This is a genomic window from Nonomuraea phyllanthi, from assembly GCF_006334985.2.
In the GTDB taxonomy this organism is placed as follows: domain Bacteria; phylum Actinomycetota; class Actinomycetes; order Streptosporangiales; family Streptosporangiaceae; genus Nonomuraea; species Nonomuraea phyllanthi.
The window spans coordinates 105,044-125,255 of sequence record NZ_VDLX02000023.1; the positions used below are offsets into that span (position 1 = coordinate 105,044).

General features: G+C 70.5%; 21 protein-coding genes and 1 pseudogene. 12 read left to right on the forward strand and 10 right to left on the reverse strand.

From position 1 onward, the window contains the following. Positions 1-30: 30 nt before the first annotated feature. Positions 31-1,200, reverse strand: coding sequence for an MFS transporter (locus tag FH608_RS42790; protein ID WP_264372951.1), 1,170 nt, complete (start codon positions 1,198-1,200; stop codon positions 31-33). Positions 1,201-1,407: 207 nt separating this feature from the next. On the opposite strand from FH608_RS42790, the gene FH608_RS42795 reads away from it, so the two are divergent. Then, complete coding sequence (locus FH608_RS42795; protein WP_139636651.1) at positions 1,408-2,328, forward strand: phosphotransferase; 921 nt, start codon at positions 1,408-1,410, stop codon at positions 2,326-2,328. Between the two features lie 237 nt (positions 2,329-2,565). On the opposite strand, the gene FH608_RS52030 is transcribed toward FH608_RS42795, so the two are convergent. The 3 genes from FH608_RS52030 to FH608_RS42810 form a co-directional block, all read right to left on the reverse strand. Then, on the reverse strand, positions 2,566-3,018 hold the full coding sequence (locus tag FH608_RS52030; RefSeq protein WP_193318938.1) for a hypothetical protein: 453 nt from the start codon (positions 3,016-3,018) through the stop codon (positions 2,566-2,568). 66 nt (positions 3,019-3,084) lie between these two features. Further along, a complete protein-coding gene (locus tag FH608_RS52035) occupies positions 3,085-3,255 on the reverse strand; it encodes a hypothetical protein (RefSeq protein WP_193318939.1) in 171 nt (56 codons plus the stop codon). Positions 3,256-3,360: 105 nt separating this feature from the next. Next, positions 3,361-4,794 (reverse strand): MFS transporter, encoded by a 1,434-nt coding sequence (locus FH608_RS42810; RefSeq protein ID WP_226900412.1) that lies wholly within the window; start codon positions 4,792-4,794, stop codon positions 3,361-3,363. Between the two features lie 89 nt (positions 4,795-4,883). Here FH608_RS42810 and FH608_RS42815 point away from each other — a divergent pair, with 89 nt between their 5' ends. Then, complete coding sequence (locus tag FH608_RS42815) at positions 4,884-5,453, forward strand: TetR/AcrR family transcriptional regulator (protein WP_139636658.1); 570 nt, start codon at positions 4,884-4,886, stop codon at positions 5,451-5,453. On the opposite strand, the gene FH608_RS42820 is transcribed toward FH608_RS42815, so the two are convergent. The 3 genes and pseudogenes from FH608_RS42820 to FH608_RS42830 all read right to left on the reverse strand — a co-directional run bounded on the left by FH608_RS42820 (position 5,434) and on the right by FH608_RS42830 (position 7,307). Continuing rightward, the gene (locus tag FH608_RS42820; RefSeq protein ID WP_193318940.1) at positions 5,434-6,033 is read right to left on the reverse strand and encodes a nuclear transport factor 2 family protein; all 600 of its coding nucleotides are present in this window, start codon (positions 6,031-6,033) and stop codon (positions 5,434-5,436) included. The genes FH608_RS42815 and FH608_RS42820 overlap by 20 nt on opposite strands. A gap of 59 nt (positions 6,034-6,092) precedes the next feature. Further along, a pseudogene (locus tag FH608_RS54025) lies at positions 6,093-6,239 on the reverse strand (SRPBCC domain-containing protein); the annotation flags it as partial. A gap of 309 nt (positions 6,240-6,548) precedes the next feature. Further along, a complete protein-coding gene (locus FH608_RS42830; protein ID WP_139636662.1) occupies positions 6,549-7,307 on the reverse strand; it encodes a class I SAM-dependent methyltransferase in 759 nt (252 codons plus the stop codon). A gap of 72 nt (positions 7,308-7,379) precedes the next feature. On the opposite strand from FH608_RS42830, the gene FH608_RS42835 reads away from it, so the two are divergent. Next, complete coding sequence (locus FH608_RS42835) at positions 7,380-7,949, forward strand: CGNR zinc finger domain-containing protein (protein WP_139636664.1); 570 nt, start codon at positions 7,380-7,382, stop codon at positions 7,947-7,949. Positions 7,950-8,123: 174 nt separating this feature from the next. Here the strand turns inward: FH608_RS42835 and FH608_RS54770 are convergent, their stop codons facing one another. Together FH608_RS54770 and FH608_RS42845 are read right to left on the reverse strand one after the other, a co-directional pair. Next, positions 8,124-8,489 carry a ClpX C4-type zinc finger protein gene (locus FH608_RS54770; protein ID WP_139636666.1) on the reverse strand — a complete coding sequence of 122 codons (366 nt, stop codon included), beginning with the start codon at positions 8,487-8,489 and terminating at the stop codon, positions 8,124-8,126. A gap of 18 nt (positions 8,490-8,507) precedes the next feature. Continuing rightward, the gene (locus FH608_RS42845; protein ID WP_139636668.1) at positions 8,508-8,849 is read right to left on the reverse strand and encodes a hypothetical protein; all 342 of its coding nucleotides are present in this window, start codon (positions 8,847-8,849) and stop codon (positions 8,508-8,510) included. 312 nt (positions 8,850-9,161) lie between these two features. Between FH608_RS42845 and FH608_RS42850 the strand changes: the two genes are divergently transcribed. From FH608_RS42850 to FH608_RS42885, 8 genes are all read left to right on the forward strand, one after another. Continuing rightward, positions 9,162-10,976, forward strand: a complete 1,815-nt coding sequence (locus FH608_RS42850) for a glycosyltransferase family 2 protein (RefSeq protein ID WP_193318941.1) — start codon at positions 9,162-9,164, stop codon at positions 10,974-10,976. Positions 10,977-11,069: 93 nt separating this feature from the next. Beyond that, complete coding sequence (locus FH608_RS42855) at positions 11,070-12,074, forward strand: energy-coupling factor ABC transporter permease (RefSeq protein WP_139636672.1); 1,005 nt, start codon at positions 11,070-11,072, stop codon at positions 12,072-12,074. Positions 12,075-12,077: 3 nt separating this feature from the next. After that, positions 12,078-12,833, forward strand: a complete 756-nt coding sequence (cbiQ, locus tag FH608_RS42860) for a cobalt ECF transporter T component CbiQ (RefSeq protein ID WP_139636673.1) — start codon at positions 12,078-12,080, stop codon at positions 12,831-12,833. Further along, positions 12,827-13,564 carry an energy-coupling factor ABC transporter ATP-binding protein gene (locus tag FH608_RS42865; protein WP_226900413.1) on the forward strand — a complete coding sequence of 246 codons (738 nt, stop codon included), beginning with the start codon at positions 12,827-12,829 and terminating at the stop codon, positions 13,562-13,564. Before cbiQ ends, FH608_RS42865 begins: the two co-directional genes overlap by 7 nt. A 94-nt stretch (positions 13,565-13,658) precedes the next feature. Then, entirely contained in the window at positions 13,659-13,997 is a 339-nt protein-coding gene (locus FH608_RS42870; protein WP_051112646.1) for an STAS domain-containing protein, read from the forward strand. A 49-nt stretch (positions 13,998-14,046) separates the two neighbouring features. Next, entirely contained in the window at positions 14,047-14,820 is a 774-nt protein-coding gene (locus FH608_RS42875; RefSeq protein WP_139636677.1) for an SDR family NAD(P)-dependent oxidoreductase, read from the forward strand. Between the two features lie 7 nt (positions 14,821-14,827). Continuing rightward, entirely contained in the window at positions 14,828-15,592 is a 765-nt protein-coding gene (locus FH608_RS42880) for a crotonase/enoyl-CoA hydratase family protein (RefSeq protein ID WP_139636679.1), read from the forward strand. A gap of 105 nt (positions 15,593-15,697) precedes the next feature. Beyond that, the gene (locus FH608_RS42885; RefSeq protein ID WP_139636681.1) at positions 15,698-16,312 is read left to right on the forward strand and encodes a rhomboid family intramembrane serine protease; all 615 of its coding nucleotides are present in this window, start codon (positions 15,698-15,700) and stop codon (positions 16,310-16,312) included. Positions 16,313-16,351: 39 nt separating this feature from the next. Here the strand turns inward: FH608_RS42885 and serC are convergent, their stop codons facing one another. Then, entirely contained in the window at positions 16,352-17,464 is a 1,113-nt protein-coding gene (gene serC / locus FH608_RS42890; protein WP_139636683.1) for a phosphoserine transaminase, read from the reverse strand. 143 nt (positions 17,465-17,607) lie between these two features. Between serC and FH608_RS42895 the strand changes: the two genes are divergently transcribed. Next, positions 17,608-20,193 carry an ABC transporter substrate-binding protein gene (locus FH608_RS42895; protein ID WP_139636685.1) on the forward strand — a complete coding sequence of 862 codons (2,586 nt, stop codon included), beginning with the start codon at positions 17,608-17,610 and terminating at the stop codon, positions 20,191-20,193. Positions 20,194-20,212 lie beyond the last annotated feature (19 nt).

Genomic DNA, 20,212 nt, shown 5'->3' on the forward strand with positions numbered 1-20,212 from the left:
CGGTTCGGCCTTTCTGATCTCAGGAGCATCTCAGTCGTCGTGGGAGATGAACATGAGTTGCCGCCAGAGCAGCACCACGAACACGGCGGAACCGGCGAAGGCGAACCAGAAGGGTGCCGCGACGCCGAAGCGGGTGGCCAGGACGCCGCCGATGAGCGAGCCGACCACCAGGCCGGCGTAGACGCAGATGGTGTTGACGCTGCCCACCCGGCCTTGGAGTTCGCGTGGCACCGCGCGCTGGCGGATGGTGACCGAGGTCGTGCCCCAGATGAACGCGTGCGCGCCGAAGGCCAGGAAGATGCCTCCGGCGACCCACGGCGAATGGGTCAGGGCCAGGCCCAGGTGGGTGAGCGTTTCGATAATGAGCCCGATCCGCATCAGGGCGCCGAGGCTCATCCTGCGGGTGATGGTCCCGTACAAACCGGTGCCGATCAGGCCGCCGATTCCGCCGATGGTGGTCATCAGGCCGAAACCGATGGCGCCGAGGCCGAGCTGTTCCTGGGTGTAGAGGACGAGGACCGACCAGGCCGCGCCGAACGTGAAGTTGAAGATCAGGATGGTGAGCGCCAGCGTGCGGACCGCCGCGTGCCGGATGGTCCAGGTGAACCCGGCGATGAGCTCGCGTACGGTGTCCGGCGTGGGATCGTCGGCCTGCCGGCCGTGCGGCGGCAGCGTGATCCGGGTGACCAGGACGATCCCTGCCAGCACCAGGAGCAGCTGGCTCGCGAACGGCCAGGTCAGGCCGAGGCCGAACAGCGCCGCGCCGATCGGCGGGCCGGCGAGCTGGTTGAGCGTGATGAATCCCGTGCCCAGGCGGGCGTTGGCGATGAGGAGGTCGTCGTTGCTGACCATCATGGGCGTCAGCGTGGCCGTCGCGTTGTCGGCGAACACCTCGGCGACGGACCGGAGTGTGAGCGCTATCAGGGCGGTCGCCACGGTCACGGTGCCGGTCACCATGAGCGCCACCAGCGCCGCCAGCACCACGGCCCGCGCCGCGTTCGCGACGAGCACGATTCTGCGCCGGTTGTACCGATCCGACAGCACGCCCGCGTACAGGCTGAACATCAGCGGCGGCGCCCAGCTCACCAGGGCCGACAGCGAGATCATCAGCGGGTCGCGGGTCAGCGTCGCGATCAGCAGCGGGCCCGCGGCGGCCGCGACCCCGTCACCGAGATTCGTCAGCCAGCTCGAGGCCAGCAACCACCGGAATCCTGTCCCTAGCCGGGCAGGCAGAACTCGCTCCACCACTGTGATCACGAGCGAACAACCATACGTTTCGAGGGCATCCACGGCAACGCGTTTTCGTGTTCGTATGCGGCTCTTCTCAGGCAGCGGAAGGTGAAAGCCTCCGAAGCCCTTGCCGGGGCCGCTTCCGTTGCGCTCGGCGCGCGTGGCACAGTGCTGATCGTGCCGTTGGATGATCTGCCGGGCTGGCTGCCGGTCTGGTGCGTGGACCAGTTGGGGGACGAGCCGGTCGGCGTGCTGTTCGAGGCGCGGCAGACGTCGGCGGTGTACGGGCTGCGGCTGGCCGGCGGGCGGGAGGTCGTGGTGAAGGCGCGGGAGGACGACGGCCGGGCCGCGTCGTGCGTCGCCGCGCAGGCCCGGTTGGCGGAGCGGGGGTTTCCGTGCGCCCGGCCGCTCACGCCCGCCGTCGGTGTCGGTGCGCTGGCCGTGCACGCCGAGGAGTCCCGACCGGGTGGCGAGCTGCTGTGCGGCGACTCGCCGGAGGTCGCCGTACGGTACGCGTCGGTGTTCGCCCGGCTGATGGCCGAGTTGGCCGAGGTGGCCGTCGCGCCGCCGCTGCCGAATCCGCGCTGGGTACGGTGGGACCACGCCGAGCCCGGGGTGTGGCCGGCGATGAGGGAGCTGGACGACCTGGATCAGGGTGCCGTGCCCGCGTACGTCGTCGACACGGCCGAGCGGGTCCGCAAGCGGATGCTCGCCACCGGCCTGCCGTGCGTCCTGGGCCACGCCGACTTCGAAGCGCAGAACCTCCGCTGGCACGACGGGGAGGTGTGGGCCGTGCACGACTGGGACAGCCTGGCGTGGCAGCCGGAGGCGGCGCTGGCGGGCGCGGCCTGCGGGGCGTTCGCCAGCGTCTCGCCACCGACCCTGGCCCCGATCGAGAGCTCCGCCGCGTTCCTGGAGACCTATCAGGAACTGCGCGGGCGCCGGTTCACCGAGGAGGAGCGGGAGATCGCGTGGGCGGCCGGCCTGTGGCCGGCGGCGCACAACGCCCGCTGGGAGGCTCTGCACGGCGACACCCCGGTGTCCTGTGACGCCGTCCGCGCCCAGTCGGCCGAACGCCTCCGCCGAGCGAACGCATAGCCGGCGGGAGCCGTTTCCCCCTGAACTTCGGGAAATCGCCGAATGGGGGCGCCCTTCGCATTCAGGTACGCGGGCGGTCAGGTGGCTCGATTGGCGCGCGCTGCCGAGAAGTCTGAAGTGCGGCGAGTTCGGGCTGCTCTTCGCTGCTGGAGACGCGCTTGGAAAGAGGGCGCCTTCATGGTCGGACCGGACTCCGTGCGTGGAACGGGCTCGCTGGGCGAGGGCACGTGACCGGGCTCATCGCGGCTGCCAGGGCGCGGGGCCGCCGGGCTGGGGTCCGCTGGTCTGAGGGCCGCCGGGCTGAGGGCCGCCGGTCTGGGGACCGCTGGTCTGGGGCCCGCCGTGCTGGGGGCCGTTCGGTTGCTGCCACTGCGGCTGCTGCGGGTGGGGACCGGCCATGGCCGGCGGCGGGGCGACCGGCTGCCGGGGCTGCGGCTCCCGAAGCACCGCAGCCGTGATCATCGCGGCGCCGCCGATCACCGCGGCGACGACCCCACCGAGCGCGCTGGCTGTCGCGTTCTGGCACGTTTCTGTGGTGACCTTGTCCTCGGTCCTTATCGTGCACACCTGCTCTGGCTCGGTGTACGCGGCCATGGGGTTCGTCTCGAACGCCCTGCCGAGGGTTTCGAACGCCGCGATGAATGCAATTGCCGCGACGAGCCCGAGAATGATGCGAAAAAGCGTGATCATCGCGGAATTGTACCGACTTCGCAGAAACCGATTGCTTTCAAAGTAACGTCGAGTCTCCCGACCTGCTCAATGGGGCGAGTTTCCCGAAGCGCGGTGCATGATCTCCTGTTCGGTGAGCGGGTCGGCGGGATGGTGGCTCAGGCATTGCGGGGTGCGGATCAGGAGCTCGGGGATGCCGTCGCTCGCGGCGTAGAACTGCCCGACCTCCAGCCGCCCGACGCGGGACTGCGCGAGCATGCGGTCCCAAATCCTTGTCGCCCCATAGCCGGCGGCTCGCTCGCCGCTGCGGGCGTTCTTCGGCACCGAAGGGCTGCGGTGACCCAGCGGGCTTACGCGAGCGGCTCAAGACGTGGGCCGGCTGGGAGGAGCTGTCAGCGGCGGCTCACTGACTGCTTGGCCTCCTGACTGTTCGGCCTGGACACCCCTCGGTGTCCGGGCCGCGGTCAGCCACAGGCCGGTGAATACGGCGCAGGCCAGCGTCACTCCACCCGCCGCGAGGAAGGCGCTGTTGAGGCCGGAATCGAAGGAGGCGCCGCCGGATTCCCGCGTGTGGACGATCGCCCCGAGCACCGCCACGCCGAGCACCGCGCCGATCTGCCGGGTGGTGCTGCTGACGCCCGAGGCGAGGCCGCCTTCCCGCGGGCTGACCGCCTGGATGGCGGCCCCGGTCAGCGGCGACATGGTAAGAGCGAACCCAATGCCGACGACCACCAGCCGCCACCACATGCTCCCGTAGCCGGTATCGGCGTGGACGAAGCCCAGCGCCAGCAGCCCCAGCCCGGCCAGCGCCAGGCCGATGCCGACGACGACGCGGAAGCCGTATCTGGCTGCGAGCCGGCCCGCGTACGGGCTGACGATCACCATGGCCAGCGAGGTGGGCAGGGTCCGCAGCCCGGCAACCAGGATCGAAGTGCCCTGGACGTAGACGAAGAACTGGGAGAAGAAGAACGACGACCCCATCAGCGCGAACCCGACCACGACCATCGCTGTGTTGGACACTGTGAACAGCCGCTGACGGAACAGCCGGAGCGGCAGCATCGGCGTCGACACACGACCCTCGACCACGACGAACGCGGCCAGCAGCACCAGCCCGGCGGCGAAGCTGCCCAGAATCACCGGCGAGGTCCAGCCCCGGGAACCGCCCTCGATCAGCCCGTAGGTCACAGCGCCCACGCCCGCGACGGACAGGACCGTGCCGGGGACGTCGATCGGCGGTGCGCTCGGGTTGCGGGACTCCCCCAGCACGCGCAGCCCGGCCAGCAGCAGGACCGCCCCGATGGGCACGTTGACCAGGAAGATGGCGGGCCAGCCGAAGGACTCCACAAGGATCCCGCCCGCCAGAGGTCCGGCGGCCAGGCCGATGCCGCTGAACCCGGCCCACAACCCGATCGCTCTGACGCGGTCCCTCTGGGCGGGATACGCGGTGGCGAGCAGCGCTAGCGAGGCGGGGCTCAGCGCCGCGGCCCCGACGCCCTGCAGCACCCGCCCGGCGATCAGCCAGTCGATCGAGGGCGCGAGCGAACACACCACCGACGCGACCGTGAACACCACCACCCCGGCCAGGAACACCCGCCTGCGGCCGAACCGGTCGGCGAAGACGCCGCCCGACAGCAGCAGCATGGCCACCAGCAGCACGTAGGCGTCGACGATCCACTGCAGGCCGGTCAGCCCGGTGTGGAGCCGCTGCTGCATGTCGGGCAGGGCGGCGCCGACGATCGTGTTGTCGAGCAGCACCATGAACTGACCTGCACAGGTCAGGGTGAGCAACGCTTTCACACACATCCCTCCTAAAAGCAGTCAATGACTGCGTTAACATAGACTCCTATGAGCTCTAACGCAAGTCTCGACTGCGTTAAGGTGGAGGTATGGATGAGCAGGGGCGGGCCAGGCGGCCCGGCGGGCGCAGCGCCCGGGTTCGCGCGGCGGTGCACCAGGCCGTTACCGACCTGGTCAGCGAGCGCGGCTACGGAAACTTCACAGTCGGCGACATCGCGGCCCGCGCGGGCGTGGCCGACACCAGCCTCTACCGCCGGTGGGGCAACCTCCAAGCCCTGCTCAGCGATGTGCTCCTGACCCGGCTCAACGCGCAGTCGCCTATGCCTGACACCGGCAGCCTGGCCGGTGACCTGCGGACCCACGCCGCCAACGTGGCCCGCGAGGTCACCGGACCCGACGGTCTGGCGCTGGTGCGGCTGACCATCGCGCTGTCAGGCGAGGGTCAGCAGGGCCTTCAGGCGCGCGACGAGCTCCTGGCCGACCGCACCAGGCAGTTGCAGGCCATGCTCGACCGCGCCCGCGCCCGCGGCGAGGACCCGCCTGACGTACTGGAGGTGCTTGACCATCTCCTGGCGCCGATCTACATGCGCGTCCTGTTCGACGCGGGCCCGCTCACGCCTGACTACCTCGACGGATTGGTCAAGCGGTTGCTCGCCTGATCCGGTCCGGCGCGGCGCGTGACTGCTCTGCGCAGTTGCCCATCTCGACCGCCGCCTCGAGGGCCGCGCCGTACAGCTGCTCGGCCTGGTCGAACTCGCCGAGCGCCAGTGCGACGGTGGCCAGGCCGTTCAGCGCGTCGGCCTCGCCGCCGCGGCCGCGATGGCCTGGAAGTCCTTCAGCGCCTCGCTCCAAGGCCTGCGCGCTCGGCCAGATCCCCGACCTTCCCGAACCCGAGAGCGCCAAGGCTGGGAACGGGGCCTGACCGCAAGGTCGGAGTCCCGCGACGTGTTCAGACCCCACCCAATCAACGGAGCCGGCCAGTGTCGCGATCGTCCAGGCGCCGCCCTGCCGGCGCAGGCAACTCGTCGCGCGCACCCACATGCCGACCTCGGTGCCGTCCCGCATCGTCCTGCTGATCCGGACCAGGAAGTGGCGGAACGCGAGATCGGTTCCGGCGGTGATTTCCAGGTCGCGGATCTCGTGCCCGATCCCGGTGCGGTACGACGCGATCCACCGCTCCAACCGGCCGGCCGGGTCCTCTCCGCGGCGGACGAACGGGCCGACCGCGTCGTACAGCACGAGCCGAGGGCGTCCAGGCAGTCGCCGGTGCCCTGCTCGCGCCACTCGGGCTGTTCCTGCTCGTCCAGGAAGGTGCCCTGTTCGGTGAGCACCAGGCGGGTCCCGTCGCCGTCGCGGACGAACCGTACGGTGGTCAGCGACACGGTCGACAGGACCTCGTCGATGAACAGCGCCGTGGTGTAGACGATGCGCTCGTCGGGGACGATGTCGTGGTATTCGCTCTTGGCCGCGCAGCCCGACGACGCCGAGCCGCCGGGCGATGAACCGACGGATCACCAATACCCCTGACCAGGATCATGCTCAGCGATTACCGCTGTCCGCAGGGTCCCCAGCCCCGTGGAAGTCGCCGACGGTGACTCGGTCACTGAGGCTGCCCGCACGCTCGAGATCGGTCGCTCCACTGCGTACGAAGCACTGGCTCAACGCTGACCTGCGGTTATGTCGTCCAGTGGCCTGTTTCCGCCGTATTCGGTGGGGGCGCTACGGATCGTGTTGTGCGGGGCCGTCCGGTCGGGTCAGCCTCGTACGGCGCACAGCAGCCGGTTGTTCCCCCGCTGCCACAGCGTGCCGATCTCCGAGAAGCCGGCCTCCTCCAGCGCCCTGACGTGCTGCGACAGCAGTTGCGACTCCGAGCCGTGGTGCGAGGCGCCGGCCGTGGTGCGCCGCTCCTCGGCGAGCGCGGCGAAGGCGGGGTCCGCCGCGACGGCGTCCCACCAGGCCCGCCAGTCCTCCGGCGGGTTCGCGCCGAATATCCGTTCCGTCTCCCGGTCGTGCACGGCGTGCTCCAGGCGTGACAGCGCGGGGGTGGCGTCGGAGGTGTCCATGTGGTCGCCGTTGAGCAGCAGCCCGCCGGGCCGCAGGACGGCTGCGACCTCCCCGTACACCGTCTTGAGCTCGGGTGCGGAGATCCAGTGCAGCGCCGTCGTGCTGATCGCCGCGTCGGCGGGCCCGTCCAGCCCGAGCAGCTCCGACCACCCGCCGGCACGCAGGTCCGCCGAGACGAACCTGAGCCGCGGGTACGCGGCCCGCCCGAGCCCGAGCAGCAGCGGGTCGGCGTCCACCGAGACCACCGTCGCCTTCGGGAGGCGGTCGAGCAGCCGCGCGGACAGCGAGCCGGGGCCGCAGCCCAGGTCGATCACCACCGGGTCCGGCCGCCCCAGCGCCTCGACGGCGTCGATCAGGGCGGTGAACCGCTCCTCGCGGTCCGGCAGGTAGCCCTCCTGCTGGCGATCCCAGCGCGCGATCCACTCCAATGCGGCATCGTGAGTGAGCACGAACGTCTCCTTGTGACCGTCGTTTAGACTTTGGACAGTTACAAGCTAGAACACGAAGGTGTAACCGGTCAATTGGACTTCAACAGTCACACAGATGGGGTGGTCAGGGCCGCGGTGGCGCTCGTCAACGCGCTGACCCCCGGTGAGCGGCGAGGACGCGAGTGGCCCCGCCCCGAGGGCCTGGGCGCCGCCGCCACCGAGGGGCTGCGCGCGGTCTATCCGGATCACCGCGAGATCACCGAGCCGGAGGGCGCCGAGCTGGCCGAGCTGGCGGCCCGCCTGCGCGCGGTCTTCGCCGCCGTGGCCGCCGGCGACCTCGACTCCGCCGCCGCGCGGGTGAACGCGCTGCTCGCGGAGACCCGCGCCAGGCCCATGCTGCAACGCCACGACGGCGAGCCGTGGCACCTGCACTTCCACGGCCGCGACGGCTCCGTGGCAGCGGACTGGGGGGCGAGCTGCGCCACCGGCCTCGCGATCGTGCTGGGCGGCGAGTTCAGCGACCGCCTGGGTGTCTGTACGGCACCGCACTGCGACCGCGTCTACGTGGACGTGTCACGTAACGGCACCCGGAGGTTCTGCTCCACGGCCTGCCAGAACCGCGTCAAGACGGCGGCCTTCCGCGCCAGGGGCAAGGCCGGCTGAAAGCCAGGGGAAAGGCCGGCTGAAAGCCGGAGGTGGGCCCGGCTGAAAGCCGGGGGCGGGGCCGGTCGTGAGCCCCCTGCTCCAGCTCCCCGCGGCGGCCCGGTGGTGGCCGCGGGGAGCTGGAGCCCGCTCATTCATCTATAGGACGTCTCACGCGCCCCGTCGGTTCACCGATCAGCTGTCGGTCCTGAATCGCTCCCACGCGGATTGCCGCGTCATGCCGAGTGAGCTGCCGATGCGTTCCCAGCTGACGTCCCTGCCGCGCAGGTGGCCGACCCAGTCGCGCAGATTGTCGTCGACCTGTGCCTGCACGGCGGCGATTTTCGGAAGGTGCTCGAGTATTTGCTCGTCGGTCATCGACTCCCATGCCGGGAGCCGGGGCTCGGTGGTGGACGCGAGGCGTTCACTCTCGAGGATTTCATTGCACAGCCCGATGCATTGGTCGCAAATGTGCACGCCAGGGCCGGCAATCAGCTTGCTCACCTCCGCTGCTGCCTTGTGGCAGAAAGAGCAGCGGAGGTTTTCCATCCAGTCAGGCATGGCCTGACAGTACTCTCGTCAGGCCACACCTGACAACCCCAGATGTTCCCGCAGGATCTCGTGGCGTTCGCGGGTGATCTTCCGGCAGATCGTCACGTACGCGTCCAGCACCGTGCGGTACATCCCGCGCGCCTGCTCCAGTTGCCCGGTCAGCTCCAGCGCGCGCCCGGTGTCGCCGTGCTGTTCGGCCTCCGCCAGGAGGGCACGTGCCTCGTCCACGATCTCCTCGGCCCGCATCCTCGTACGGCGAAGCACCGCGGAGCACTCGTGCAGCTCTTTGAGTCGAGCCGCCGACGCGATGAACTCGGCTGAGTGCGCGGACGACTCGTGCGGCGCCCGCCTGCGGAGATCCGATCCCATTTACCGCCACCTCCCGGTCAAGGATGCCTAACTGTAGACGCGGGGCCGCGCGTCAAGGATCACCACCTCGCTTCGGGGGGTGTCTGAATGTTCCTGGTGGGGAGGTTTCTATTACCGGGTAGGAAAACCTCGTTCCTGAAACTCATTCGGTCCAGGCTGAATGTGCTACTGCCAGCATCTATTAGCGGAATGCCGTAAATCTCCGGTGCCTGGAAAAGGCATGATGAAGACGCTCGATCGGCCCCATGGAGCACGTGGATCGTCACATACTGAAGCGGGATGGCAGCGCAACGTGACTCTCAAGGGGCGGCGATGTCGGCAAGGGATAACGAGGACGACGCGGTCGACGTGAGTGTCGTCATCCCCGTGCACAATTGCCGGGCCTACCTCGACAGATGTCTGACCGCCGCGCTCGTGCAGCGCGTGAAGAAGGAGATCGTCGTCGTCGACGACGGCTCCACCGACGGCAGCGCCGAGCTGCTCGACCTCTACGCCGTCTATCACCCCGACGTCGTCAAGGTCGTGCACATCGCGGGCAGCGGCGGCGCGGGCCGGCCGCGCAACGTCGGCCTCTTCCACGCCACCGGCCGGTACGTGTTCTTCTGCGACGCCGACGACCACCTCGGCCCCGAGGCGCTGGAGCGCATGGTCGCGATGGCCGACAGGAACGGCTCCGACATCGTCCTCGGCAAGATCGTCGGCCACGGGCGCAGGGCGCCGGCGTCGATGTTCCAGCACAGCGCCGACCGGGTGGAGCTCGGCGACAGCAACGTCTACAACAGCCTGTGCTGCTTCAAGCTGTTCAGGAGGGAGCTGCTCGAACGCCACCGCATCAGGTTCGGCGAGGGCATGCTCATCGGCGAGGACATCATGTTCACCGTCCACGCCTACTGCCACGCCGACGTCATCTCCGTGGTGGCCGACTACGACTGCTACCACCTCGTGTCCAGGCCCGACGGCAGCAGCATCATGCAGCAGAGCGGCAGCAGGGACCCTCTCGCCTGGCTGGCCATGATCAGGAAGCCGATGCGGCTCATGGCCGACCACATCACGCCCGGCCCGCTCCGCGACCACCTGCTGAGAAGGCACTTCAGGCTGGACGCGTTCGCGCAGCTGGGGTCGGTGTTCCTGGAGAGCGACGACGTGCGGCGCAAGGACATCGCGCGGGAGGTGGCCGCCCTGTGCGAGGAGTGGTACACGCCCGGGGTGCACGAGCGGCTCGACAGCATCGACAGGCAGCGGGTGGGCGCGCTCGACGACATCGACCGGCTGGTGCGCCTGGCCCGCGTCGAGAACGCCGCCGTGCGGCGCAGGCTCACAGGGCTGCGCTGGGAAGGCGACCGCCTGGTGGTGACGGGCTCGGCCGGGCTCGACGGCATCAGCAAGGACGACGGCCTGGCCGTGGTGCTGCGGTCGCGGCACGACCCGGAGCACGAGGTGGTCGTCCCGGCCGAGCGCAAGGGCGGCGACTTCGCCGTGCGGGTGGACGTGCCCGCGCTCGGCTCGGGGATCTGGGACGTGCGGGTGGCGGTCGAGCTGGAGGGCGTGGTGCGCTTCGCCAGGCTCGGCGCCGAGCGCGACGGCGGCGTCACCCGGCCGCAGCCCCGGCTGATCGGCGGCGTGGTGGCGCTGCCGTACTTCACGAGGGACAACGGCAACCTCAGCATCGACGTCGGCGGCCACGTGGTCGCGGTGCCCGGCGCGGCGCGGCTCATCAGGACCCGGTGGGCGCTGGGGCACCGGCTGCTCGTCGACGGTGAGGTGAGCGTGGTCGGCACGGCGCCGGCGGCTTCCGCGCTCAAGCGCATCGTCTGGCGCGAGCGGCGCAGCGGGTGCGAGCGCGGCGAGCGGGTGCTGGCGCTGCCCGGCGGCGGCTTCGCGGCCAGGGTGGGGATCGGGCGGCTGCCGCCCGGCACCTGGGACGCGTACCTGGAGCTCGATCTGGGCGGGCCGCCCGCCCGGTTCAGGATCGAGACGGACGCCGAGACCTTGGCGGCGCCGCGCCGGTGGTGGGGGGTGGCGCTGCTCAGGAGCGTGCGGCCGTACGCGACCTCCGGGAAGGGGCGGCTGAGCACGGTGGTGCGGCGGCTGACGGCGAGGACGATCATCAAGCGGATCCTGCGCTGATCAGGGGGAGGGCCCCCTGCTAATTGCCACCTATATGCAGGTGCAAGTCCATGTCCTAAAGTAGGGGCGTTTGGCTCTTGCAGGAGGTTTGCCGTGCACGTACCCGATGGCTTCTTCAACGCGGCGACGTCCGTCTCGGCGGGGGCGGTGGCGGCCGCCGGCGTCGCGGTGTGCCTGCGTGGCGCGCGCCGCGAGCTCGACGACCGGACCGCTCCCATGGCCGGGCTCGTCGCGGCCTTCATCTTCGCCGTCCAGATGCTCAACTTCCCCGTCGCCGCCGGCACCAGCGGCCACCTGCTGGGCGGTGCCCTGGCCGCGATACTCGTCGGGCCGTACACAGGAGTGTTGTGCATGGCCGTGGTCCTGCTCGTGCAGGGCGTGTTCTTCGCCGACGGCGGGCTGACCGCGCTCGGCATCAACATCACGATCATGGGCATCGTCACCGTGCTGGTCGGCTGGGGGGTCTTCCGGCTGGTCACGAGGCTGGCGGGGGGCAAGGTCGCGCTGGCGGCCTTCCTCGGCTCACTGGTCTCCGTGCCGGCGGCGGCGCTGGTGTTCACGGTGCTGTTCTGGATCGGCGGCACGGCGCCGATCGAGGTGGGCGCGGTGGCGGCGGCCATGGGCGGCGTGCACGTGCTGATCGGGGTAGGCGAGGCGGTGATCACCGCCGTGACGGTCAGCGCGGTGCTCGCGGTCCGTCCCGACCTCGTGTACGGCGCGCGCGGCCTGGCCAAGCCGCTGGTCCTGCGCGGAGCGGAGGGCACGAGCACGACCGTGGACGAGCAGCCGGAGCCGGCGGCGGCGCCCGGCAAGCTGCGGCCGTTCCTGCTCGGCGGCCTCGGCCTGGCGCTGGTGCTGGCCGGGATCGTGTCGTTCTTCGCCTCCTCCTCGCCCGACGGTCTTGAGGCGGTCGCGGAGAACAAGGGCTTCATCGACCAGGCGAGCGACCACCTGTTCGGCTCGTGGGCGCTGGCCGACTACGGCGAGGTGGGCGGCATCCCGGTCGGGGTGGCCGGGATCATCGGCGTCGGCGCCGTGCTGCTCGTCGCGGGAGCCGTCGCCTACGCCGCTCGCGGCCGTGCCAAGGTGAAGGCCTGAGACGTGGGCGCGGGGCACCATCACCAGCTCTACCTGCCGGGCGACTCGGTGGTGCACCGGCTGCCGCCGCAGTGCAAGCTGCTGGCCGTCTTCGCCTTCGCGATCGTCGTGGTGGCCACGCCGCGCGAGCGCTTCTGGGCCTTCGCTGCCTACGCCGTGCTGCTGGGCGCCGTGGCGCTGGTGGCGCGGGTGCCGGGGACGTACGTGCTGCGGCGGATGGCGATCGAGGTGCCGTTCGTGCTGTTCGCCTTCCTCATCCCGGTCATCGGGCTGGGGGAGCGCACCACGATCCTCGGGATGTCGCTGAGCGTGCCGGGGCTCTGGGCGGCCTGGAACATCCTGGCCAAGGCCACGCTCGGCGTGATCGCCTCCATCCTGCTCGCGGCCACCACCGAGCCGCGCGTGATCCTCATCGGGGCGCAGCGGCTGAGGCTGCCCGCCCTGCTCGTGCAGATCGCCATGTTCATGCTGCGGTACATGGACGTGATCGTGGACGAGATGCGGCGGATGCGGGTGGCCAGGGAGTCGCGCGGGTTCGAGGCCCGGGACCTGCGGCAGGTCCCGGTGATCGCCCGGTCGGCGGGGGCGCTGTTCATCCGCTCGTACGAACGGGGGGAGCGGGTGCACCTGGCGATGCTGAGCAGGGGATACTCAGGACAGATGCCAATTCTTCACGATATTTCGGCATCCGTACGCCAATGGGGCATCGCCCTGGCCCTCCCGGCCGTGGCCCTCGCAGTATGGGGACTTTCGTGGTGAACTCTCTCGACGTCCGGCAGCTCGCCTACGCCTATCCCGACGGCACGCAGGCGCTGTTCGGCGTGGACCTGTCGATCGCCCGCGGCGAGCGGGTGGCCCTGCTCGGCCCGAACGGCGCCGGCAAGACCACTCTGGTCATGCACCTCAACGGCATCCTCACCGCCGGTCACGGCAGTGTCACCGTGGCCGGCACGCCCGTGCGCAAGGACACGCTGAAGGAGATCAGGCAGCGCGTCGGCCTGGTCTTCCAGGACCCCGACGACCAGCTCTTCATGCCCACGGTCAAGGACGACGTGGCCTTCGGGCCCGCCAACGCGGGCGTGCGGGGCGAGGAGCTGGACCGTGTCGTGAAGGACGCGCTGGAGCGGGTCGGCATGCTGGAGGCCGCCGACCGGCCGCCGCACCACCTGTCGTTCGGCCAGCGGCGCCGGGTGGCGGTCGCGACGGTGCTGGCCATGGCGCCGGAGATCCTGGTGCTCGACGAGCCCTCCTCCAACCTCGACCCGGCCGCGCGCAGGGAGCTGGCCGAGATCCTGCGCTCCCTGGACGTCACGGTGCTCATGGTCACGCACGACCTCCCGTACGCGCTGGAGCTGTGCGAGCGCTCGCTGATCCTTTCCGGCGGCGTGATCGCCGCCGACGGCCCCACGCGAGAGCTGCTCTCCGACGCCGAACTCCTGGCCGAGCACCGTTTGGAGCTTCCGTACGGCTTCGCGATCCCTGCGGTGTGAGACCGTTTTAGGCGCCTTGTCAGCATCTTCATAGTTTGTGCGTGCCTGCTATCCGGGGATGTCGAAGTACAGTGGCTCATCGAGGAGGGGCCAAATGAAGCTGCGGCTTGCGCGACACGCTCTTGGCGACGCCGTGGTGGTGGCCGTTGAGGGCGAGCTCGACCTGTTCACCGCGCCGTTCCTGCGTGACGAGGTGCGCGACGCCATCAAGCAGGACGGCGCCAAGCTCGTGCTCGACCTCCAGCAGCTGTCGTTCATGGACTCCAGCGGCCTGTCGGTGCTGATCGAGGCCTGGCGGCTGGCGACGGGCGAGGGCGGCGGCGTGTCCCTGGCGGCTCCCCAGGCGCCCGTGGCGCGCATTCTCCGCACGACCGGGCTCGACCGGCGCATCAAGGTCTACTCCGACGTGGACAGTGCCGTGGGCGAGATTTGACCGCCCCCCGAGTAGAACTTCATTCGGTCGGCGGGTTAGGGTCCGGGATATGGACGTGAACGGATCTGCAGCAATCATCTCCGGCGGCGCCAGCGGCCTCGGCGAGGCCACGGCCCGCGAGCTGGCCCGCGCGGGCGCCACCGTGGTCGTCGCCGACCTCAACGAGGAGCGGGGCAAGGCCGTCGCCGACGAGATCGGCGGCGTGTTCGCCAAGACGGACGTGTCGGACGACGAGCAGGTGCAGGCGGCCGTGGACGCGGCCGTGGCCACCGGCAGGCCGCTGCGCGTGGTGGTCAACAGCGCCGGCATCGGCTGGGCCGAGCGCACGGTCAACCGCGACGGCCAGCCGCACAACCCGGCCTCCTACCGCAAGGTCATCGAGGTCAACCTGATCGGCACGTTCAACCTCATGCGCATCGCCGCCGCCGCGATCGCCAGGACCGAGCCGGCCGACGCCGACGGGCAGCGCGGTGTGGTGATCAACACGGCCTCCGTGGCCGCGCTGGAGGGCCAGACGGGGCAGCTCGCGTACTCCGCCTCCAAGGGCGGCATCGTGGGCATGACCGTGCCCGCGGCGCGCGACCTGTCCGCGATCGGCGTGCGGGTCAACACGATCTGCCCCGGCATCATCGACACCCCGATCTACGGCTTCTCGGCCAACGCGGAGGAGTTCAAGGCCAAGCTGGTGGCGCCGGTGGTGTTCCCCAAGCGCATGGGGCGGGCCGACGAGTTCGCGCACCTGGTGCGCTCGCTGATCGAGAACGACTACATGAACGCCGAGGTCGTCCGCTTCGACGGCGGCATCCGCTTCCAGCCCAAGTGAGGTCTCGTTGTCTGACGAAGTGCTCGTCGAGGAGTCCGAGAACGTCGCCATCATCACGATAAATCGCCCTCAAGCGCGTAATGCGGTGAACGGGGCGGTGGCGCGGGGGATCGCCGAGGCGCTGGACACGCTGGACGCTCGTCCCGACATTTCCGCTTACGTCCTGACCGGAGCCGGCGGCACGTTCTCCTCGGGCATGGACCTCAAGGGGTTCCTGTCCGGAGACTTCCCGGTGGTCGAGGGGCGCGGCTTCGGCGGGCTGACCGAGTCGCCGCCGAAGAAGCCCCTCGTGGCCGCCGTGGAGGGGTACGCGCTGGCGGGCGGGTTCGAGCTCGCCCTGTCGTGCGACGTCATCGTGGCCTCCTCGGAGTCCAGGTTCGGCCTGCCCGAGCCCAAGCGCGGGCTGGTGGCCGGCGCGGGCGGCGTCATGCGGCTGCCGCGCCGGATCCCGTACCACGTGGCCATGGAGATCGCCCTGACCGGCGACCACTACCCGGCCGCGCGCCTGTACGAGCTGGGTCTGGTCAACCGCGTCACCGCGCCGGGCGAGGCGCTGGCAGGCGCGCTGGAGCTGGCCCGCAAGATCGCCGCCAACGCGCCCCTGGCGCTCGCCGCCACCAAGAAGGTGGTCATCGAGTCGCAGGACTGGTCGCTGGGGGAGATGTTCGCCAAGCAGAGCGAGATCGTCGGGCCCGTCTTCGGCTCGAAGGACGCCATGGAGGGCGCCGCCGCCTTCGCCGAGAAGCGCCCGCCCCGCTGGAAGGGCGAGTGATCGGACGGTAGGGCGCCCCCGCGGAAGGCGGGGGCGCCATGAGCGCGCGCATGAGCGTTCCCGGTTACGGTAAAGAAAGGAAAACGCGACGCACCGGGAGAGCGCATGAGCGACCATTCCAGCTTCGACTCGGTCAAGCGCGGCGCCGGAGCTCTCCTGTCAGGCGCGCTGAGCGCGCTGATCATCGTGATCGGCATGCTCGCCGTCATGTGGGTCGTGGAGGGCGTCGACTTCTTCCTCGGGGGCACGCTCGACCGGGAGTTCGGCATCGTCGGGCTGGACCCTGACGGGCTGATCGGCATCGTGTTCGCGCCGTTCCTGCACGTCGGCTTCGGCCACCTCATGGCCAACTCGCTGCCGCTGCTGATCCTCGGCTTCCTGGCCGGGATGCGTGACCTGCGCAAGTTCCTGTGGGCCAGCGTGCTGATCATCCTCATCGGCGGCCTCGGCACGTGGCTGACCAGCCCGCGCGTCTACACGGTCGGGGCGAGCGGCCTGATCTTCGGCTACTTCGGCTACATCCTGGCCCGCGGCCTGTTCGACCGCCGCCTGCTCGACCTCGTCATCGCCGCCGGCGTGGGCTTCGCGTACTGGGGGATCCTGGCCGGCCTGCTGCCCAACCAGGAGGGCATCTCCTGGCAGGGCCACCTGTTCGGGCTCATCGGCGGCGTGGTGGCCGCATGGGTGCTGCGCCGCAAGCGCGAGCTCCCCGCCTACTGACCGGCGGCCGGCGGCGACGGGCCGCCGGCCGGGGCCTGCTCAGCCGAGGCGCTCGACCACGTGGTCGACGCAGACCGTCAGCGCCTCGATGTCGGCCGGGTCGATGGCCGGGAACATCGCGATGCGCAGCTGGTTGCGGCCCAGCTTGCGGTAGGGCTCGGTGTCGAGGATGCCGTTGGCGCGCAGCACCTTGGCCACGGCCGCGGCGTCGACGGAGTCGGCGAAGTCGATCGTGCCGACCACCTGCGAGCGGAACTCGGGAGCGGCGAACGGCGTCGCGTACGGCGACTTGTCGGCCCAGGTGTAGAGGCGCTGGCTGGACTCGGCGGTGCGGGCGGTGGTCCAGGCCAGGCCGCCGTTGGAGTTCATCCAGTCGAGCTGGTCGGCCAGCAGGAACAGCGTGGCCACGGCCGGCGTGTTGTAGGTCTGGTCCTTCGCGGAGTTGTCGATGGCGACCGGCAGGCTGAAGAACTCCGGCACGTAGCGGCCGGTCGCGGCGATCTCCTCGACCCTGGCCAGCGCGCGCGGCGACATGATCGCGATCCACAGGCCGCCGTCGGAGGCGAAGCTCTTCTGCGGGGCGAAGTAGTAGACGTCGGTCTCGGCGAGGTCGACGGGCAGGCCGCCGGCGCCGGAGGTGGCGTCCACGAGCACGAGCGAGTCGGCGGAGCCCACCCTCCTGATCGGCATGGCGACGCCGGTCGAGGTCTCGTTGTGGGTGAGCGCGTAGGCGTCGACGCCCTCCTCGGCCACGGCCTCGGGGTAGGTGCCGACCTCGGCCTTGACGACGCTCGGGTCGCCCAGCCACGGGGCCTTCCTGGTGACGGCCGCGAACTTCGAGGAGAACTCGCCGAACGACAGGTGCTGCGACTTGTCGCGGATCAGCCCGAAGGCGGCGATCTCCCAGAACGCGGTGGTGCCGCCGTTGCCCAGCACGACCTGGTAGCCCTCGGGGAGCGAGAACATGTCGGCCAGCCCGGCGCGTACGCGGCCGACGAGGTTCTTGACCGGCTTCTGGCGGTGGGACGTGCCCATGACGCTCGCGCCGGAGGCGGCGAGCGCGGCCAGTTGCTCCGTGCGCACCTTCGATGGGCCGCAGCCGAATCGGCCGTCGGCGGGCTTGATGTCAGCGGGAATCACGATGTCAGCCACGTGACCAGGGTACTGAGCCCGCGCCCGTGGTTCCGACCGGGTCCACGATCTGAGAAATAATCCACATCCTAAGATCGCGCGTACCGCAGAATGGGGGACACCGGGGATCTGTCCAGTCCGTGACGTGAGAGCGGCGGTGCTCCATGCCCCCTGAACAGGACACGCGCGAGGTGGTGGAGGGCCTGCTGCTGCGGCCCCTCTGGCGTGACCTCCCCCTGCCCGTGCTCGTCCTCACCGGCGCGCCGGCGGGCACGGCCGAGCAGCTGGCGGAGCGCTTCAGCGGGCACCTGCCGTACGCGAAACCCCTCGAAGGCGCGTGCGGGTCGATCGCCGAGCTCGTCGACGCGCTGGCCGGGCCCAAGGGGGCGCTCGGCAACAACCAGGTGGGCAACACCCTGCTGCCCGCGCCGCGCTTCCCGCTGACCGAGTTCGTGCTGTGGGCGTGGGCCCAGAGGCTCGACACGGCCAAGCCGGAGAACTGGCCGGAGCAGTGGCCGCCCGACCACGACTCGCGCCTCGGTCAGGAGGAGCTCAGGCACCGGATCGGCGCCAGGTTCGGGGTGCGCCAGAGCCTGCAGTCCGACAGCCGCAAGCGGTGGGCGGCCGGCGACTTCCTCGTGCGGGCCGCGATCTTCTTCGTGCCGATCGCCACCGTGCTCGCCTGGTGGCTGGACGCCGGGATCACCGACCTGATCCCGCTGGCGCCCGGCCTGCTGGCGCTGCTGCTGGGTGCAGGCGCGATCGGGCTGCAGGCCGTGCGCTTCATCCGCGGCTCGGCCTTCTCGCGGTGGTTCCGCCGCCACCGGTACGAGGAGTTACGCCGCGCCGTGGGCGAGAGCCGCGCGAGGTACGCGCTGCGGCTGATGGAGATGCCCGAGCCGGAGATCGAGCGGCTGCTGGTCTACGCGATGCTGGAGGACCTGCGCCAGGCGTACCGCAAGTGGCCGCGCATCCCGTGGCCGAGCTGGGGGCGCGGGCTGTACGCCCTCCTGGTGCTCAACGCGGGCGATCCGCACCACGCGCGGTTCCTGCAGGTGCTGGAGAAGGTCCTGTACGACACCGGCATCGTGCCGCCGCTGCTGCTGATCGTCGAGGGGCCCGAGCCGTCCGGCCTGGTGGGGCTGCCCGGCCCGCCGGCAGCGGGCGGGGAGCGCAGGACCGTCGCCGACGAGGTCGAGGACTGGCGCTCGCGGGTGGCGCTGCGCGGCCCGGAGCCGCGGCTGCGCCTGGCGGGCGACAGGGTGAAGCTGCGGGACGGCTACCGGGCGCGGCTCGGCAGGGTCAAGGTCCGCGCCGTCGGCTACTGGCTCGTCATGCTGGCGCTGCTCGTCGCGCCGCCGATGGTCGTCTACGGCAGCAACTGGTTCGGCTGCGGCCCCGGCATGATGTGGGCCGACCAGCAGTGCGTCGGGCTGAGCGACGACCTTGCCGAGATCGACCCCAACCCCGCGCTGCGCCCCATCCTGGAGCAGATCAAGCAGCAGAACGCGGACATCGACACCAAGCAGCGGGTCATCACGGTCTTCTACCTCGGACCGCTCACCACGTCCCATCCGGCCGAGGACCAGATGGCCGGCTCGGCGGGCGAGCTGGCCGGCATCGCGGCCCGCCAGGGCGCCTACAACCGGCTCGGCAGCTGGCAGATCAAGGTGGAGCTGGCCAACACCGGGCAGGACTACCGCCACGCCGAGTTCGCCGCCCGCATGATCAGGCAGCGCTCGGCCGGCGACCCGGACGTGGGCGGGGTGATCGGGCTCGCGTGGAGCCGGTCCGAGACGCAGGACGCCATCCGGGTGCTCGGCGACGCGCACATCCCGATGCTCAGCACCACCAACTCGGCCGACATGACGCCACTGGTCTACAACGACAACCCCTCGCCGTACTTCTTCCGCATGTCGGCCCCCAACTCCGCGCAGGCACGGGCGTTCGAGCTGTGGCTTCAGCACGGGCTGCCCGGCGGCGGGCCGGTCGATCCGAAGCGGGTCGCCGTCCTGGTCGAGGCCGACGCGGACAAGCGGGAGCTCTACAGCAGGGACCTGGCCGCCGGGCTCGGCGGCGGCCCGTACGCGAGCTCCCCGACGTACGAGTTCGCCGACCTGGACGAGCTGGCCGGCAAGGTCGAGCTGGCCTGCCAGAAGGGCGCGGAGGTGCTGCTCTACACCGGCAGGGCCACCTTCCTCAACACCGTCGCCGACATCCGCGAGCACCAGTGCGCCGGCACGGTGCGGGTCCTGGCGGGCGACGACGTCACCGACAAGCTGGTGGAACTCCTCGCCACGAAGGGCTTCGTCAACAAGCCGGCGATCTCGTTCGTCGCGCTCAACGACATGCGGCAGGTGCAGGGCAACCGCACCCAGGCGGAGATCGAGAACTGGATCAAGGACGTCAAGGCGGGCAGCGTGTCACGGGTGCACGCCTGGATGAGCTACGACGCGCTGCTGGCCGTCACCTCGGCCATCAACAAGATCAAGGCCTCGGACGTCGACGAGTCGGTCAACATCGCCGAGAGCGTCCCGTACAACCTGCGCGGGCTCGGCGTGGACGGCCCCATCCAGGGCGCCAGCGGGAAGTTCTACTTCTCGGAGGACGCGGAGACGCACTCCGCGCTCCCGCGCGGCCTGTGGCTGTTCTCCACGGACTCCAACGGTCCCGTGCCGCAGGGGGCGTGCACGGTGGACGAGAAGGCCCCGGGCGACGCCGCGCTCGAGGTGAAGTGCTCGTTCGGCTGACGTGTCCGGGGCCGCTCTC

Coding starts and splice junctions, on each gene's coding strand:
- FH608_RS52030 (WP_193318938.1), bottom strand. CDS start 3,018: ATGATCACGCTTTTTCGCATCATTCTCGGGCTCGTCGCGGCAATTGCA.
- FH608_RS52035 (WP_193318939.1), bottom strand. CDS start 3,255: ATGCTCGCGCAGTCCCGCGTCGGGCGGCTGGAGGTCGGGCAGTTCTAC.
- FH608_RS42815 (WP_139636658.1), top strand. CDS start 4,884: ATGGATGAGCAGGGGCGGGCCAGGCGGCCCGGCGGGCGCAGCGCCCGG.
- FH608_RS54770 (WP_139636666.1), bottom strand. CDS start 8,489: ATGCCTGACTGGATGGAAAACCTCCGCTGCTCTTTCTGCCACAAGGCA.
- FH608_RS42845 (WP_139636668.1), bottom strand. CDS start 8,849: ATGGGATCGGATCTCCGCAGGCGGGCGCCGCACGAGTCGTCCGCGCAC.
- FH608_RS42850 (WP_193318941.1), top strand. CDS start 9,162: ATGTCGGCAAGGGATAACGAGGACGACGCGGTCGACGTGAGTGTCGTC.
- FH608_RS42870 (WP_051112646.1), top strand. CDS start 13,659: ATGAAGCTGCGGCTTGCGCGACACGCTCTTGGCGACGCCGTGGTGGTG.
- FH608_RS42875 (WP_139636677.1), top strand. CDS start 14,047: ATGGACGTGAACGGATCTGCAGCAATCATCTCCGGCGGCGCCAGCGGC.
- FH608_RS42885 (WP_139636681.1), top strand. CDS start 15,698: ATGAGCGACCATTCCAGCTTCGACTCGGTCAAGCGCGGCGCCGGAGCT.
- FH608_RS42895 (WP_139636685.1), top strand. CDS start 17,608: ATGCCCCCTGAACAGGACACGCGCGAGGTGGTGGAGGGCCTGCTGCTG.